This is a genomic window from Mycobacterium sp. smrl_JER01, from assembly GCF_048513595.2.
In the GTDB taxonomy this organism is placed as follows: Bacteria; Actinomycetota; Actinomycetes; order Mycobacteriales; family Mycobacteriaceae; genus Mycobacterium.
On the sequence record NZ_JBLXXK020000001.1, the window covers coordinates 1313640 to 1328551 of the forward strand.

The 14912-nt window shown below is 69.6% G+C and carries 16 protein-coding genes; 13 read left to right on the forward strand and 3 right to left on the reverse strand.

Annotation, left to right across the window (positions count from 1 at the left end; all coding sequences use genetic code 11):
• The first annotated feature begins 4 nt into the window (after positions 1 to 4).
• The 12 genes from ACNUDN_RS06270 to ACNUDN_RS06325 all read left to right on the forward strand — a co-directional run bounded on the left by ACNUDN_RS06270 (position 5) and on the right by ACNUDN_RS06325 (position 11653).
• Positions 5 to 1726, forward strand: coding sequence for a propanediol/glycerol family dehydratase large subunit (locus tag ACNUDN_RS06270; protein WP_419121147.1), 1722 nt, complete (start codon positions 5 to 7; stop codon positions 1724 to 1726).
• Positions 1723 to 2304 (forward strand): propanediol/glycerol family dehydratase medium subunit, encoded by a 582-nt coding sequence (locus ACNUDN_RS06275; protein ID WP_419121148.1) that lies wholly within the window; start codon positions 1723 to 1725, stop codon positions 2302 to 2304. The genes ACNUDN_RS06270 and ACNUDN_RS06275 overlap by 4 nt, the downstream gene beginning before the upstream one ends.
• A complete protein-coding gene (locus tag ACNUDN_RS06280; RefSeq protein WP_419121149.1) occupies positions 2211 to 4151 on the forward strand; it encodes a diol dehydratase reactivase subunit alpha in 1941 nt (646 codons plus the stop codon). The genes ACNUDN_RS06275 and ACNUDN_RS06280 overlap by 94 nt, the downstream gene beginning before the upstream one ends.
• Complete coding sequence (locus ACNUDN_RS06285) at positions 4144 to 4494, forward strand: glycerol dehydratase reactivase beta/small subunit family protein (RefSeq protein WP_419121150.1); 351 nt, start codon at positions 4144 to 4146, stop codon at positions 4492 to 4494. The genes ACNUDN_RS06280 and ACNUDN_RS06285 overlap by 8 nt, the downstream gene beginning before the upstream one ends.
• Positions 4495 to 4526: 32 nt before the next feature.
• Positions 4527 to 5735 (forward strand): GAF domain-containing protein, encoded by a 1209-nt coding sequence (locus ACNUDN_RS06290; RefSeq protein WP_419121151.1) that lies wholly within the window; start codon positions 4527 to 4529, stop codon positions 5733 to 5735.
• A gap of 159 nt (positions 5736 to 5894) precedes the next feature.
• Positions 5895 to 6338 carry a 50S ribosomal protein L13 gene (gene rplM, locus ACNUDN_RS06295; protein WP_419121152.1) on the forward strand — a complete coding sequence of 148 codons (444 nt, stop codon included), beginning with the start codon at positions 5895 to 5897 and terminating at the stop codon, positions 6336 to 6338.
• Positions 6339 to 6442: 104 nt separating this feature from the next.
• The gene (gene rpsI, locus ACNUDN_RS06300; protein ID WP_419125032.1) at positions 6443 to 6838 is read left to right on the forward strand and encodes a 30S ribosomal protein S9; all 396 of its coding nucleotides are present in this window, start codon (positions 6443 to 6445) and stop codon (positions 6836 to 6838) included.
• Positions 6839 to 7139: 301 nt separating this feature from the next.
• Positions 7140 to 7646, forward strand: a complete 507-nt coding sequence (locus ACNUDN_RS06305) for a hypothetical protein (protein ID WP_419121153.1) — start codon at positions 7140 to 7142, stop codon at positions 7644 to 7646.
• Between the two features lie 139 nt (positions 7647 to 7785).
• The gene (gene glmM / locus ACNUDN_RS06310; RefSeq protein ID WP_419121154.1) at positions 7786 to 9123 is read left to right on the forward strand and encodes a phosphoglucosamine mutase; all 1338 of its coding nucleotides are present in this window, start codon (positions 7786 to 7788) and stop codon (positions 9121 to 9123) included.
• A 60-nt stretch (positions 9124 to 9183) separates the two neighbouring features.
• The gene (locus ACNUDN_RS06315) at positions 9184 to 9489 is read left to right on the forward strand and encodes a type VII secretion target (protein ID WP_419121155.1); all 306 of its coding nucleotides are present in this window, start codon (positions 9184 to 9186) and stop codon (positions 9487 to 9489) included.
• Between the two features lie 6 nt (positions 9490 to 9495).
• Positions 9496 to 11028: a hypothetical protein gene (locus tag ACNUDN_RS06320; protein WP_419121156.1), complete on the forward strand. Its 1533-nt coding sequence runs from the start codon at positions 9496 to 9498 to the stop codon at positions 11026 to 11028.
• Between the two features lie 10 nt (positions 11029 to 11038).
• Positions 11039 to 11653, forward strand: coding sequence for a diacylglycerol-binding protein (locus ACNUDN_RS06325; protein WP_419121157.1), 615 nt, complete (start codon positions 11039 to 11041; stop codon positions 11651 to 11653).
• Here ACNUDN_RS06325 and ACNUDN_RS06330 read toward each other — a convergent pair.
• A complete protein-coding gene (locus ACNUDN_RS06330) occupies positions 11628 to 12770 on the reverse strand; it encodes an acyl-CoA dehydrogenase family protein (RefSeq protein ID WP_419121158.1) in 1143 nt (380 codons plus the stop codon). The genes ACNUDN_RS06325 and ACNUDN_RS06330 overlap by 26 nt on opposite strands.
• Positions 12771 to 12813: 43 nt before the next feature.
• On the opposite strand from ACNUDN_RS06330, the gene ACNUDN_RS06335 reads away from it, so the two are divergent.
• Positions 12814 to 13389: a TetR/AcrR family transcriptional regulator gene (locus ACNUDN_RS06335; RefSeq protein ID WP_419121159.1), complete on the forward strand. Its 576-nt coding sequence runs from the start codon at positions 12814 to 12816 to the stop codon at positions 13387 to 13389.
• A 12-nt stretch (positions 13390 to 13401) separates the two neighbouring features.
• Here the strand turns inward: ACNUDN_RS06335 and ACNUDN_RS06340 are convergent, their stop codons facing one another.
• Positions 13402 to 13824: a PPOX class F420-dependent oxidoreductase gene (locus ACNUDN_RS06340; protein WP_419121160.1), complete on the reverse strand. Its 423-nt coding sequence runs from the start codon at positions 13822 to 13824 to the stop codon at positions 13402 to 13404.
• Positions 13821 to 14858, reverse strand: a complete 1038-nt coding sequence (locus tag ACNUDN_RS06345; RefSeq protein ID WP_419121161.1) for an LLM class F420-dependent oxidoreductase — start codon at positions 14856 to 14858, stop codon at positions 13821 to 13823. Before ACNUDN_RS06345 ends, ACNUDN_RS06340 begins: the two co-directional genes overlap by 4 nt.
• Positions 14859 to 14912 lie beyond the last annotated feature (54 nt).

Here is a 14912-nt window from a genome sequence, read left to right on the forward strand (position 1 = left end):
CGACATGACCGCTGCAGAAACTCCCCAGCGCTCGACGGTCACCGGCGCGCGCCGGTCGTTGCGCACCGAGGCCCTCGAGAGCCGACCCGTCAACCTCGACGGGTTCGTGGAGGAATGGCCCGAGGTGGGCATGGTGGCCCTCGACAGCGAGTTCGACCCCAGGCCCAGCGTTCGGGTCGAGAACGGGGTGATCGTCGAGATGGACGGCGTCGCCCGCGCCGACTTCGACTTCATCGACCAGTTCATCGCCGACAAGGCGATCGACATCGAGACCACTGAGGCGTCGATGGCGATCCCGGCCGTGCAGATCGCGCGGATGCTGGTCGATCCCAACGTGTCCCGGACCGAGGTCATCGCAGTCACCCGCGGCCTGACCGCGGCGAAGCTGCTCGACGTGGCCAAGACGATGAACATCGTCGAGATCATGATGGCCATGCAGAAGATGCGGGCCCGCCGTACACCGGCCAACCAGGCCCACTGCACCAGCGCGCGCGACAACCCCTTGCAGGTCGTCTGTGACGCCGCCGAAGCCGCCATCCGCGGCTTCGCCGAGGTCGAGACCACCCTTGGCGTGGTGCGCTACGCGCCGCTGGTGGCGATGGCCCTGCAGATCGGCGGCCAGGTCAATCCGGGCGGGCCGATGACACAGTGCGCGCTGGAGGAGGCGACCGAGCTTGAGCTCGGCATGCGCGGCATCACCGGCTACGCCGAGACGATCTCGGTGTACGGCACCGAACCCGTCTTCGTCGACGGTGACGACACCCCGTGGTCGAAGGCGTTCCTGGCCGCGGCCTATGCGTCGCGGGGCATCAAGATGCGGTTCACCTCCGGAACCGGATCCGAGGTGCAGATGGGTAACGCACAGGGAAAGTCCATGCTGTACCTGGAGATTCGCTGCATCATGGTGACCAAGGGTGCCGGCGTGCAGGGACTGCAGAACGGTTCCATCTCGTGTATCGGCGTGCCGGGCGCCGTGCCTGCGGGTATCCGGGCCGTCGCCGCGGAGAACATGATCGCCTCGGCGCTGGATCTCGAATGCGCCTCCGGGAACGACCAATCGTTCTCGCACTCGCCGATGCGCCGCACCGCGCGGTTGATGCCGCAGATGATGCCGGGCACCGACTTCGTCTGCTCCGGATACTCGGCGACGCCGAACTACGACAACATGTTAGCCGGATCCAACGTCGACAGCGACGATTTCGACGACTTCAACACGATCCAGCGTGACTTGCAGATCGACGGTGGACTGCGCCATGTCAGGGAATCCGAGATCCTGGCGGTGCGCACGCGCGCGGCCAAGGCGCTGCAGGCGGTGTTCGGTTACCTCGACCTGCCCGCCATCACCGACGCCGAGATCGAGGCGGCCGTGTACGCCAACGGATCCGCAGATCTGATCCCGCGCGATGTGCTGGAGGACCTCAAGGGGGCCCAGCAGGTCATGGACCGGGGGATCACCGGACTCGATCTGGTCAAGGCGCTCGAAGCCACCGGCTTCTCCGACATGGCCTCCAACCTGCTGTCAGCGCTGCGGCAGCGCGTCTCGGGCGACATGCTGCAGACCTCGGCAATCATGACGCCCGACTTCACGCCGCTGTCGGCGATCAATGACGACAACGACTACCTCGGCCCGGGCACCGGCTACCGCCCCTCGGGCCGGCGCTGGGAAGAGATGAAGCGGCTGCGCCATGTGACGAGCGCGGCGAATCCGGAAGAAGAGGTGCAGTGACGGTGTCGACCATCGAGTCCCACAAGCAGCGCTCGGTCGCCTTCGACGAAGTCGGTCCCGCAGAACGGGGTTCGCGGTCCGACGAAGTGGTGATCGGCGTGTCGCCGGCGTTCGCCGACTTCTTCAGTCAGACCATCGTCAACGTGTCCCACGGCGAGGTACTCCGCCAGATCCTGGCCGGTGTCGAGGAGCAGGAGGTGAGCGCGCGCATCGTGCGGGTGCGTCACAGCTCCGATCTGGCCGTCATCGCACACACCGCGGCGAAGCTGTCCGGGTCCGGCATCGGGATCGGCATCCTGTCGCGGGGTACCTCGATGATCCATCAACGCGACCTGCCCCGGCTGTCGAGCCTCGAGCTGTTCCCGCAGTGCCCGCTGTTGACGCTGGAGACCTACCGCAGCATCGGATCGAATGCGGCCCAGTACGCCAAAGGTGAATCGCCGCAGCCTGTCCCGACGCTCAATGATCAGATGGCGCGACCCCGGTGGCAGGCCAAGGCCGCGCTGCTGCACCTCAAGGAGACCGAGCAGATCGTCAAGGGCGCCAAGCCGGTCGAGGTGAAGGCGGTGTTCGCCTGAGTCTCGTCGTCGGGGTCGACATCGGTAACTCCACGACGGAAGCCAGTGTCGCGCAGATCGATCCGGACGGGTCGATCCGATACGTCGGTGTCGCACTGACCCACACCACCGGCGTCAAGGGCACCGTCAAGAACGCCGACGGTGTGCTCAAGGCCGTCACGTGGGCGGCCCGGGACGCCGGCATCAGCCTCGGCGACCTCGACGTGGTACTGCTCAACGAGGCCACCCCGGTGATCAGTGGCCTGGCGATGGAGACCATCACCGAGACGATCATCACCGAATCCACCATGATCGGACACGATCCGCGAACGCCCGGGGGCCGCGGCCTCGGCGTGGGGGTCATCGTCGAGTTCGCCGCGCTCCCGGGCCTGGACGGCGCAGAGCCGGTGATCGCGCTGATCCCCAAGGGGATCGACTTCGACGACGCGGCACAGGGCATCGAAGCCGCCGTGGCGCGCGGCGTCGACGTCGTCGCCGCGATCCTCGGTAACGACGACGCGGTCCTGGTGGCCAACCGGGTGAGCAGGCGGATCCCGATCATCGACGAGGTGTCGCGCGTCGACGCGGTACCGGTCGGGATGCTGGCCGCCGTCGAGGTCGCCGCGCCCGGTCAATCGATCCGCACCCTGTCCAACGCCTACGGCCTGGCCACCATCTTCGGGCTGGACGCCGAACAGACCCGGGTCGTGTCCCCGGTGGCCCGCGCGCTGACCGGCAACCGGTCGGCCGTCGTCGTGCGCACACCGTCCGGCGACGTCGCCGACCGCGCCATCCCCGCCGGATCACTCGATCTGTTGGGGCCGAACCGGGTTGCGGCGGTGGATGTCTCGCGTGGCGCTGCCGACATCATGGCCGAGGTGGAGCGGGTCGGCCCCCTGGTGGACGTGGTCGGGGAATCGGGCACCAACGCCGGCGGGATGATCGCCCACGTGCGGCAGAACATGGCCGACCTGTCCAAGCACGACATCCGCGACGTCAAGATCACCGATCTGCTCGCGATCGACACGCTGGTGCCGCAGGAGGTCCGCGGCGGCGTCGCCGGCGAGGTCGCGCTGGAGAACGCGGTGGCCCTCGCGGCGATGGTGCGCACGAAGGAGAGCGGCATGCAGGCGGTTGCCGATGCGATCGCCGAACGCCTGCGCATCGCCGGCGCCGAACGGGTCTGCGCCATCGTCGGCGGCGTGGAGGCCGAGATGGCGGTGCGCGGTGCCCTGACGACACCGGGTACCGATCGGCCGCTGGTCGTGCTCGACATGGGCGGCGGCTCCACCGATGCCGCGGTGATCGGCACCGACGGGGCCATCCAGGCCGTGCATCTGGCCGGTGCCGGCGACCTCGTCACCAAGCTCATCGACACCGAGTTGGGGCTGGACAACGGTGAGCTGGCCGAGGAGATCAAGCGTTGCCCGCTGGGCAAGGCCGAGAGCTTCTTCCACATCCGGCTGGAGAACGGCACCGCGCAGTTCTTCGAGACGCCGCTGCCGGCGACCGCGTTCGCCCGGGTGGTCACGCTCGCCGGCGACGCGATGAACCCCATTCCGACCCGGCACTCACTGGATCGGATCCGCGAGGTGCGCCGCACCGCCAAGCAGCGCGTGTTCGTGGTCAATGCGCTGCGCGCCCTGCGCTCGGTCGCGCCGGCGCGGGATCTGCGCCGCATCGGCTTTGTGGTGCTGCTGGGCGGCTGCGCCCTGGATTTCGAGATCCCGGAGTTGATCGCCGACGCGGTGGCCCCGTACGGCATCGTCTGCGGCACGGGCAACGTCCGGGGGACCGAGGGACCTCGCAACGCGGTCGCGTCCGGTCTCGTCGAGGCCTACGCCGCGGGGGAGCCGCATCGTGCTTGAGGGCGGTCAGCCGGAGAAGCCGGCGATCCAGGTCTGCAGCGTCGCCCCCGGCGACGTCGAACGCCAGGTGCTCGCCGGGGTCGAGGAGGAGGGCGTGCCGTGTGTGGTCAGCCGTCCGCGCGTCCCGGCGGACGCGGAGGATCTTGCCCGGGCCGCCGCGCGGCTTTCGTCGCTGGACGTGGGCGTCGGCATCGACGCCGACGGCCGGGTCAGCGTCGCGCACGGTCTGCTGCGCGACCCGGTGGCAGACCTCACCTCGGACGGTCCGGCGTCACTGGACTTCGCCCGGGCGGCAGGCCACAACGCGGCGCGGATCGTCGTCGGCATTCCCCTGCGCATCTGACCGCATCTATTACCGTTTGTGGTGAGTAGGCGTTGCGGAAGGAGTCCCCGCTGCTTCACCAGTTCTTCGAGGGCGGTTCGGGCAGCCGCGTGCCGCAGAAGCAGGTGCGCGCGCTGCACGAACTCGTCGTCGCGGGCGAGGTGGATCCGGCCGAGCTCGTCAATATGCCGTTGCCGAACGTCATCGCCGAGAGCTGGCGCCGCAGTCTCGGCCGGGGCGTGGACCCCGATCGTCAGGGTCCGCGCTCGGCGACCGACACCGTGCTGGAGAGCCTGCGCCGCGACAACCCGTTGACCCTGGCCATGCCGATGATTCGGCGCCTGCTGGTCGCCGACGCCGCCGACGCCGGGTGCATGGTCGCGGTGACCGACGTCCGCGGCACCCTGCTGTGGGTCGAAGGTGACCGTCGCGCCCGCCGAAAGGGGGAGGCGATGAATTTCGTGCCCGGCGCCGACTGGAGCGAGCGCAGCACCGGCACGAACGCCCCGGGCACGGCGCTGGTCCTCGGCAGTGAGATACAAATCCGCGGCTGGGAACACTTCTCGCGGGTCGCGCAGCCGTGGAGTTGCACGGCGGCGCCGGTGCACGACCCGACCACCGGGGTGGTCCTGGGCGCCATCGACCTCACCGGCCACGCGTCGGCCGCGACTCCCCAGACCCTGGCGCTGGTGCGGGCGACGGCGCTGGCGGTCGGCAAGTATCTGGCCGTCCAGCGGCTGACCCGGACCGCCGAGGATCCGGTGGCGGCGCAGCCTGGGGCGCGACTGAGGGTGCTGGGCGCCGACCGGGCCACCTGGTCGGTGCGCGACGACAGCGGTTTGCTGCGTACCACCACGCTGGCACCCAGGCACGCCGACATCCTGCTGCTGCTCACCCGCCACCCGGAGGGCCTCAGCGCCGACCATCTCGCCGTGCTGCTCGACGACGCAGACCTCGATGTCGTGTCCGTGCGGGCCGAGATGTCGCGGCTGCGGCGGGCCATCGGGGCGCAGTTCGTCGGCTCGAAGCCGTATCGCCTGCTCGAACCCGTCACCAGCGATCTCGACGACGTGCTGGCCGCCCTGGAGTCCGGGGATGTCGGTGCCGCCCTGGACCGCTACTCCGGTCCGCTGTTACCCAATTCCGCGGCGCCCGGTGTCACCCGGTTGCGGGTGGAGTCGAGCTCGACGGTGCACGCCGCGGTCGTCGCATCCGGCGATTCCGGCATGCTGTCGCGATGGTCGCGGATATCCGCGTTTTGACCTGCACGGATATGCACGCGTAAGCTCCGTCGTTGGCGTGCGCTGGCTCGCCGAGAACCTTGGGTCCCTGCCGGTCGCCGAGGACGATCTTTCCAGCGCAGGCCCTGACCGGCACCCGGCTCGCCCCGGGAACCACCCGAGAAAGAGAAGGTAAGCGCTGTGCCTACGTACACGCCGAAGGCGGGTGACACCACGCGTTCGTGGTATGTCATCGACGCCACCGACGTGGTGCTCGGCCGGCTCGCCGTCGAAGCAGCCAAGCTGCTCCGCGGCAAGCACAAGCCGACATTCACGCCCAACGTCGACGGCGGTGACTTCGTCATCATCGTCAACGCCGACAAGATCGCCGTCAGCGGCGACAAGCTCAACAACAAGTTCGCCTACCGCCACTCGGGTTACCCCGGCGGCCTGCGCAGGCGTTCCATCGGCGAGCTGCTGCAGAAGCACCCGACCCGCGTCGTCGAGAACGCGATCATCGGCATGCTTCCGCACACCAAGCTCGGCCGGCAGATCCAGAAGAAGCTCAAGGTCTACGCCGGCCCCGACCATCCGCATGCCGCGCAGCAGCCGGCCGTGTTCGAGATCAAGCAGGTGGCCCAGTGAGTGAAACCGACGTGACCGAAGTGACCGACGTGGTCGAGGACGCCGCCGGCGACGTCGTCGAGGTCGACACCTTCGCGGCCGAAGAGGCGGCGCACCGTGAGCCGGTGATCATCGACCGTCCGATCCAGACCGTCGGCCGCCGCAAGGAGGCCGTGGTCCGGGTGCGCCTGGTTCCCGGCACCGGCCAGTTCAACCTGGACGGCCGCACCCTGGAGAACTACTTCCCCAACAAGGTGCACCAGCAGCTCATCAAGGCGCCGCTGGTGACCGTGGACCGGCTGGAGCAGTTCGACATCTACGCCCACCTCGACGGCGGCGGCCCGTCCGGACAGGCCGGTGCGCTGCGTCTGGCGATCGCCCGCGCGCTGATCCTGGTGCAGCCCGAGGACCGTCCGGCGCTGAAGAAGGCCGGCTTCCTGACCCGTGACCCGCGTGCCATCGAGCGCAAGAAGTACGGTCTGAAGAAGGCCCGTAAGGCGCCTCAATACAGCAAGCGCTGACCGATCGACGTCCTGGCGCCCGGCCTGCTCGCATCGCGAGCGGCCGGGCGTCGGTCGTTTCCGCTGCGTTGCCCGGATGTGGCCCGTCCCACAGGGCGGCTTCTGGCGAGCAGCGGCAGCCGGTCAACCAGTGCAGACGCCGCGTCAGCTAATGAGCGGTGGCTAACTGTCGATCGCGGCCGGGGTGCGCGGTTTGAACTCCGACGAGCGGGTACGCAACCCTCGGAATCTGGAGTCAGGTGCCTGGTGCGCCGGTGGGAGCGTCCCGCCCATGACTTCGTGAACTGCAAAGGAGTGATTGATGAGCTTCGTCAAGAACGCCGCAGCGGGTGCTTTCCTCGGTGGATCGCTGCTCTTCACTGCCGGTCTCGGGATGGCCCACGCACAGCCCGCGGAGTCCCCGTCGGACGGCCAGGTCGGTCTGTCGATCGGCAGCGTGACGCTGCTGGAGAGCAGCAGCGCTGACACGGTGGCCGCGGCGGCAGCTGCCATCTGCGGCGCGACTCCGGCCGATGTGAGTGCGCTGGCCACCCAGGTCGGCACCGAAGGTGGCACGCAGACCGTGTGCTCGGGCCTGCCGGGTGGTGACCTGGTGGTCGTCCAGAGCGTCTCGACCACCCCGGCCGAGACCCCTGCCCCGGCAGAGACGGCTGCGCCGGCAGAGACCCCGGCTCCGGCACCGGAGGCCCCGGCCGAGGGGACCGCTCCCGAGGCTGAGACCGGCACCGGCGAGGGTCTCGGGGCACCCGAAGGCACCGGCGGCGCCGATGGCGGTTCGGTGCCGCTGCCCAGCAACAACGATCGGTAACTGAGCCGACCCTCACCGCCCGCATCGCAAAAGGTGCGGGCGGTGAGCCGTTTCGTGAGCAGCTGACGCGCAGGCGGCGTGGATAATCACGCCCAGGCGCAATTGGCTCCGGGGCCCTGACCTGTGAGAGGTTGTCACGATGGCTCGACTGTTCGGCACCGATGGGGTGCGCGGGGTCGCCAACCAGGAGCTGACCGCCGAACTGGCGATGGCGCTGGGTGCGGCGGCGGCTCGACGACTCGGCAGTACCGGCGCGACCCGCAGGCGGGTCGCCGTGGTCGGGCGCGACCCCCGGGCCAGCGGCGAGATGCTCGAAGCCGCCGTGATCGCCGGCATCGCCAGCGAGGGCGTCGACACGCTTCGGGTGGGCATCCTGCCGACACCCGCGGTGGCCTATCTGGCGAGTGCTTATGACGCCGATTTCGGCGTGATGATCTCGGCCTCGCACAATCCGATGCCCGATAACGGCATCAAGATCTTCGGCCCCGGCGGGCACAAACTCGACGACGCCACCGAGGACCGCATCGAGGAGCTGGTGCAGCAGGGTCCGGGCCGCCGCCCGACCGGGGCGGGTATCGGGCGCGTCGTGGATGCCGAGGACGCCCTCGAGCGGTATCTGCGCCACGTCGGCAAGGCCGCGACCACCCGGCTCGACGCGCTGACGGTGGTCGTCGACTGCGCGCACGGCGCTGCCTCGGACGCGGCGCCGCGCGCCTACCGGGCCGCAGGCGCCAATGTCATCTCGATCCATGCGCAACCCGACGGCCTGAACATCAACGAGGGCTGCGGCTCGACCCATATGAACGCGCTGCAGTCGGCTGTGGTGTCCTACGGTGCCGACCTGGGACTGGCCCATGACGGTGACGCCGACCGATGCCTGGCCGTCGACGCGCACGGACGGGTCATCGACGGCGACGCGATCATGGTGGTGCTGGCGCTGGCGATGCAGGAAGCCGGTGAGCTGGTCTCCGACACGCTGGTCGCGACCGTGATGAGCAATATGGGGCTGCACCTGGCGATGCGGGCCGCAGGTATCGAGGTCCGTACCACCGGCGTCGGTGACCGCTACGTCCTCGAGGAATTGCGCGCCGGCCAGTACGCCCTCGGCGGCGAGCAGTCCGGGCATATCGTGCTGCCGAGTTTCGGCACCACCGGCGACGGTATCGTCACCGGTCTGCGGCTGATGGCGCGGATGGCCCAGACCGGTCGCAGCCTGGCCGCTCTCGCCGAGCCGATGCAGACCCTCCCGCAGGTGCTGATCAACGTCGCGGTGACCGACAAGGCCACTGTCGCCGATGCGCCCTCGGTGCGCGACGCGGTCGCGCGGGTCGAGGCAGAGCTCGGTGACACCGGACGGATCCTGTTGCGTCCCTCCGGAACCGAGCAGGTGGTCCGGGTCATGGTGGAGGCCGCCGACGAAGACACGGCGCGACAGATGGCGGCGCGCGTCGCGGAGTCGGTCAGCGCCCAACACTGAGTCAGCGCCCAACACTGAACCGGTGGGAACCGTCTGGGCGCGGACCGCGTCCAATCTGATATGGGGACTGCAGGCGCGGCGCGTGTCGACACGGTGGTGGTGCACGCGATCGCGCGCGAATACGAGACAGCCGCGGCGATCCTCGACGGTGTGCTGCGCAGCCGCCTGAACGGTCTGGAGTTCGGCGGTGCGACAGCGGGGCGGGCGCACGCGGCGCACGGAGACGCGGTGCGAGGGGCGTTGTTCGGTCTGACCACCGCCCTGCGGGAATGGTCGCGGGCGGCCGCCGAGATCGCGACCGTGCTGCACGGGTCGGCAGATCGCTATCACGCCGCCGACCTGCGCGCGGCCGAGCGGGTCGGGTAGGTCGCAGTGTCCGAGCAGAGCCGCGACGTCGATGCCGCCTCCCGATTGGCGCAGGGCAGAGCTGCGGTCGACGACGCACAGAACTACGTCTGGGCCTGTCATCAGCTCGGGTTCACCCATCCGGATCTCACCACGCATGCCGCTCAGCTGCGGGACTGGTACGGAACCGAGGACGGCTTGGATCTCGCCGCGCTGCATCGTGACTGCGCGGCGCTCGATGACGCCGCTCGGGCGGCCGAGGATGCCCTGTCGGTCCAGGATCGGCAGCTGGCCCGGCTGTCGGCGGCGTGGCACGGTGCCGGCGGCGACAGCGCCGCGGAGTTCCTGCGCCGGCACGGTCACGCGTCCGCCGCGGTCGCGAAGACGGTCAGAGCGGCCGTGCGGGCGTTGACGATGCTGCGTGAGGACCTGTGGCGGGCGGTCGGGGTGAAGGCCGATGCGGCCGTCGCGGTCGAGGAGCGCTCCGCCGGCTCGCGGGCGCCGTGGACCGCGGCGGCCGCGACGGTGCTCACCGGGGTCGGTGACCGGGCGGCGGCCAGCGAACTCGTCGACCAGCAGGTGCGGCCGTTCGTCGAGGACGCCGTGGCCACGCAGTGGCTTGACGCGACGCGACGTGCCGTGGCGGACGTGTCCGCGGCCTATCAGCGGTCGGTGGCCGATATCGACACCGGGCACCTGCCGGTGTTCGACATCCCCGGCGATCTGGGCCCCTGGGCGCCCTCGCCGTCAGCTACCCATGGCCACCCGGGTGGGTGCTCTGCCGATGCCGATGCCGATGCCGATGCCGAGCCTGCCTGCGTCGGCGGTGTGCGGGGGGCACCCGAGACGGCGCAGGTTGGGGACGTGACCGCACCCGTCGCGGCGCGGGTCACTCCGGCCGCGTTCGACGCGCCGACCGCCGGTCCTGGTGCTGGGGCCGCGCCCCCGCTACCCGCCCCGCTGCCCGCGCCGCCGACAGCCGGCTCGCCGCCCGGGCCGGCGAGCGCCCTGCCGGCGTCGCCACTGGAGTCGATGAGCCCCGGGATGGGCGCGGGACTCCCGGGTGTCCCGGGGCTCGGTGGCGGGCTGACCGGGCTGGGTCAGCCGTTCGCCGATCTGCTGAGCGGGCTGCTGGGCGGCTCCGCGAGCGAGCTCTCCGATCTGCGCGACCCGCAGGACCTGGACGAACCTGACCCGTTGACGGTGGACGACGGGGATTTGGACGCACCTGAACCTGAACAATCCGACTCCGACCGCGACGGACCTGACGGGGTGGAGGAACTGGGCGGGCCCGACGAGCCCGGAGACGCCGACGAAGCCGTCGACGGGGAGCCGGACCCGCAGGAGACGCCCTCGGCGGTGCAGCCTGTCGATGCGCCGCCCGGCGCGGAGCCGTGTGCGGGCACCGACGGGGACGCCGAAGCGGTCTCCGCACCGACGCCGCCCCCGGCGCCGCCGCCGGCCGAGCCGATCCCACCGGTGGAAGCCACAGCGGGGGACCGGACGCCGTGCGAGATCGCCGCCGACGAAGTGCCACAGGTCGGGGAACCGCCGGGGTAGCGTCCCGGACGTGAGGCTGCGAGTCATCGAAGCGGCGGTGCTGTTCGTCGTCGGCGGCATCGCGGCACTGATCGGTGACCACAGCCATGTCGCGACCGGCACCACGGCCTACCGCGTCGACGCGGTGCCGTTCGTGTGGAGCAGTCCGTTCTGGTTCCCGCTGTTGGTCGGGGCCGCCACGGTGACGCTGGCCGAGTTACGGCTGCACCTGCCCGCACCGCGGGCGGACGTCACCGCTCGGCAGGGGCTCGCGGGAGTTGCCGCGGTGGTCGGGATGTACGTCACCACCGCACTGGTGCACGCTGCGGCGGTGGTACCCGTCACCGCGCTGATCGGGGCTGCCGCGATCCTGACCTGGTGTGCGCTCGGCGACGGACCGGGTGCGGGCTGCGGTGCGGTGATCGCGCTCGTCGGTCCCGCCGTCGAGATCGCGCTGGTGCACTCCGGTGTGTTCGCCTACCACCGCGATGCGGATGCACTGTTCGGCGTCGCGCCGTTTCTCGTGCCGCTGTATTTCGCGTTCGGCGTCGTGGCCGCACTGCTCGGCGAGCTTGCGGCCGCGCGGCGGCCACGGCCCGGTCCGCTGGTGTGTGACACCATCACTCTCGAGCCAGGTGCCGGCTGATCACCAGTCGCTGAATCTGATTGGTGCCCTCGAAGATCTGGGTGATCTTGGCTTCCCGCATGTACCTTTCCACCCGGTAGTCGCGGGTGTAGCCGGCGCCCCCGAACACCTGCACGGCGTCGGTGGTCACTCTCATCGCCGCATCGGTGGCGGTGAGTTTGGCCACCGAGGCATGTCGCGAGTAGGGCAGACCGGCATCGCGGCGACGGGCGGCGTCCAGGTAGGTGGCCCGTGCGGCGTCGACGGCGGCGGCCATGTCGGCCAGCAGGAATGCCAAGCCCTGATGGTCGATGATCTTGCGACCGAACGTCGACCGCTGCCGGCTGTAGGACACTGCTTCGTCGAGCGCGGCCTGAGCCAACCCGACGGCCACGGCCGCGATACCCAGCCGTCCGGAATCCAGCGCGCTGAAAGCGATCTGCAGTCCCTGGCCCTGGGTGCCGATGCGGCGGTCGGCATCGATGAAGGCGTCGTCGTAGTGCGCGGTGGTGGTCGGCACCGCGTGCAGGCCCATCTTCTCTTCCGGTTTGCCGAACGTCAGGCCGTCGAGTTCACCCGGAACCAGGAAGCACGAGATACCTTGTGCGCCTTCGCCGGTACGGGCGAAAAGACTGTAGAAGTCCGCGATTCCGCCATGGGTGATCCACGCCTTGGAGCCGTTGACTCGATAGCCTCCGTCGGTGGCGACCGCCTTGCACGCCAGCGCGGCGGCGTCGGAACCGGCCTGCGGTTCGGAGAGGCTGTATGCGCCGATCGCCGATCCACCCAGCATGTCGGGCAGCCAGCGCCGCCGCTGCTCGTCGGTGCCGAAGCTCATCAGCGGATGGCAGGACAGGCTGTGCACGCTGACCGCGACGGCGACGGCGGCCCATTTCGCCGCCAGCTCTTCGAGTACCTGCAGGTACACCTCGTAGGGTTGACCGCCGCCGCCCCACTCTTCGGGATAGGGCAGGCTCAACAGCCCCGCCTCCCCGAGCGTCGCGAACACCCCGTCGGGGTAGGTCTCGTCCTTCTCGTGCTGATCGACGATCGGGTCGAGGACCTTGTCGCCGATCTGCCGGGCGAGGTCGACCAGTTCGCGAGCTTCTTCGGTGGGCAGGAGTCGGTCAACGGCCATACCTCGGACAGTACTACAGGACCATATGTAGTACTATCGTTGCGTGAGCGACCCTGCCTTCGCCACCCCGCGACGGACCGAACTGTTCGATGCGCTGACGGCGCTGTTCCTCGCGGAGGGTTTTGCACACCTGACGCTCGACGAGATCGCCGCGCGGCTGCGGTGTTCCAAGTCGACGCTGTACACGCTGGCCACCAGCAAGGAGCAGTTGGTGCAGGCCGCGACCGTGCACTTCTTCCGATCGGCGACCGCGTCGGTCGAGGCTCGGGTGGCCGCGGTCGCCGGCGCCCGGGATCGCATCGTGGCTTATCTCACCGCTGTCGGCGTCGCGCTGGAATCCGCATCGGACCGATTCATGGCCGACCTCGACGCGTTCGCGCCGGCCCGCGGAATCTACGAGAAGAACACCCGCATCGCGGCCGGGCGGGTGCAGGAGCTGATCGCCGAGGGTGTCGCCTCGGGGGACTTCCGCGACGTGCCGGCGGCGTTCGCGGCCGACCTGGCCGCCACGATGATGGTGCGCATCCAGCAGCGGGTGGTCCGCGACCGCACCGGGCTCGACGACGCGCGTGCATACCGTGAGCTCGCGGCGATCCTGACCAGCGGTATCCGGGCCTGAGCCGGTTCGCCGCTAATCCGCCACGTTGAACGCTGCGATCACCTTCGTCGGCGTCAGGCGCACCGCCAGCTCGCCGGGGACGCCATTGCGGCGGCCGAACTCCTCGGCACGGTCGGCGCCCATGTAGCGTCCGGCGATCCGGGTGGCGGTCGACAACACCTCATCGGGGTCCTCGCCGAGCGTCACCGTCCCCTGGACCTGTACGAACGAGAACGGCGGCCGCTCGTCGTCGACACACACCACCACCCGCGGATCACGCGACAGCGCAAGCCCTTTGGCGGTGTCCCGGCCGGTGTTGAACACCAGCTGCTGCCCGTCGACGACGAACCACACCGGCGCGACCAGTGGTCGCCCGTCGGCGGCGAGGTAGCCCAGCTTGGCCGTGCGGGTGCCCTCGCTGAGGAAGGCGATGACCTTGTCGGTCAGGTCGGTCATAGCAGCGACTTTAGCTCCTCGACGAACTCCACGGTTTCGCGTCGGTCGCCGGAGAGTGGATGAACCAGCATTGTCGTGACACCGGCCTCGGCGTAGGCGGCCAGACGCTCCTTGACGAACCCGGCCGGACCGACCAGCGAGGTCTGACGGACCAGTTCGTCGGGGACCGCGTCGATGGCCTCACTCTTCTTCCCGGCCAGATAGAGGTCCTGGATATGGTCGGCCACCTCGCCGAACCCGTAGCGGGTCGCCAGATTGTGGTAGAAGTTCTTGCCGCGTGCTCCCATGCCGCCGATGTAGAGCGCCAATTGTGGTTTGGCCCAAGCCAATCGGTCCTCGACGTGGTCGCCGATCGCGAGGCTGGCGCTGACCATCACGTCGAGTGGCCCCAGTGCCGGGTCGCGCCGGGCGGCGCCGGCGCGCAACGCGTCCCCCCAGACCTCGTCGGCCTTCTCCGGGTAGAAGAACACCGGCTGCCATCCTTCGGCGATCTCGGCGGTCAGCTCGACGTTCTTCGGTCCGAGCGCGGCGATGGTGATCGGGATCTGTTCGCGCACCGGATGATTGATCAGCTTGAGCGGTTTGCCCAGCCCGGTGCCCTGCTCCGCCGGAAGTGGCAGCTGGTAGTGCTTGCCCTGGTAGTCCAGCCGCTCTCGCCGCCACACCTGACGGCAGATCTCCACCACTTCGCGGGTGCGACCCAAAGGCGCGTCGAACGGCAGACCGTGAAAGCCCTCCACCACCTGCGGGCCGGACGTCCCCAGCCCCAGTCGGAAGCGGCCGTCGGAGACGTAGTCGAGGCCCGCCGCGGTCATCGCCATCAGGGCCGGGGTGCGGGTGTAGATCGGCACCACCCCGGTTCCCAGCTCGATGCGCGACGTCCTGGCGGCCAGGAAGCCGAGCTGGCTGATCGCGTCGTAGGAGTAGGCCTCGGCGACCAGGGCGATGTCGACGCCGATCTTCTCGCACTCGACGACTTCGTCGACCGCCTCGAGGAATCCGCCCGCATAGCTGAGGAATATTCCGGTCCGCATTCGTCAGGTATACACCCAACCGGTTGGTTGAGGAATGCCGGGCCTACACCGGCG

Bases quoted from the DNA above. Each gene is read 5' to 3' on its own strand.
- ACNUDN_RS06270 (WP_419121147.1), top strand. From the start codon at position 5: ATGACCGCTGCAGAAACTCCCCAGCGCTCGACGGTCACCGGCGCGCGC.
- ACNUDN_RS06305 (WP_419121153.1), top strand. From the start codon at position 7,140: ATGAGCTTCGTCAAGAACGCCGCAGCGGGTGCTTTCCTCGGTGGATCG.
- glmM (WP_419121154.1), top strand. From the start codon at position 7,786: ATGGCTCGACTGTTCGGCACCGATGGGGTGCGCGGGGTCGCCAACCAG.
- ACNUDN_RS06315 (WP_419121155.1), top strand. From the start codon at position 9,184: ATGGGGACTGCAGGCGCGGCGCGTGTCGACACGGTGGTGGTGCACGCG.
- ACNUDN_RS06330 (WP_419121158.1), bottom strand. From the start codon at position 12,770: ATGGCCGTTGACCGACTCCTGCCCACCGAAGAAGCTCGCGAACTGGTC.
- ACNUDN_RS06340 (WP_419121160.1), bottom strand. From the start codon at position 13,824: ATGACCGACCTGACCGACAAGGTCATCGCCTTCCTCAGCGAGGGCACC.
- ACNUDN_RS06345 (WP_419121161.1), bottom strand. From the start codon at position 14,858: ATGCGGACCGGAATATTCCTCAGCTATGCGGGCGGATTCCTCGAGGCG.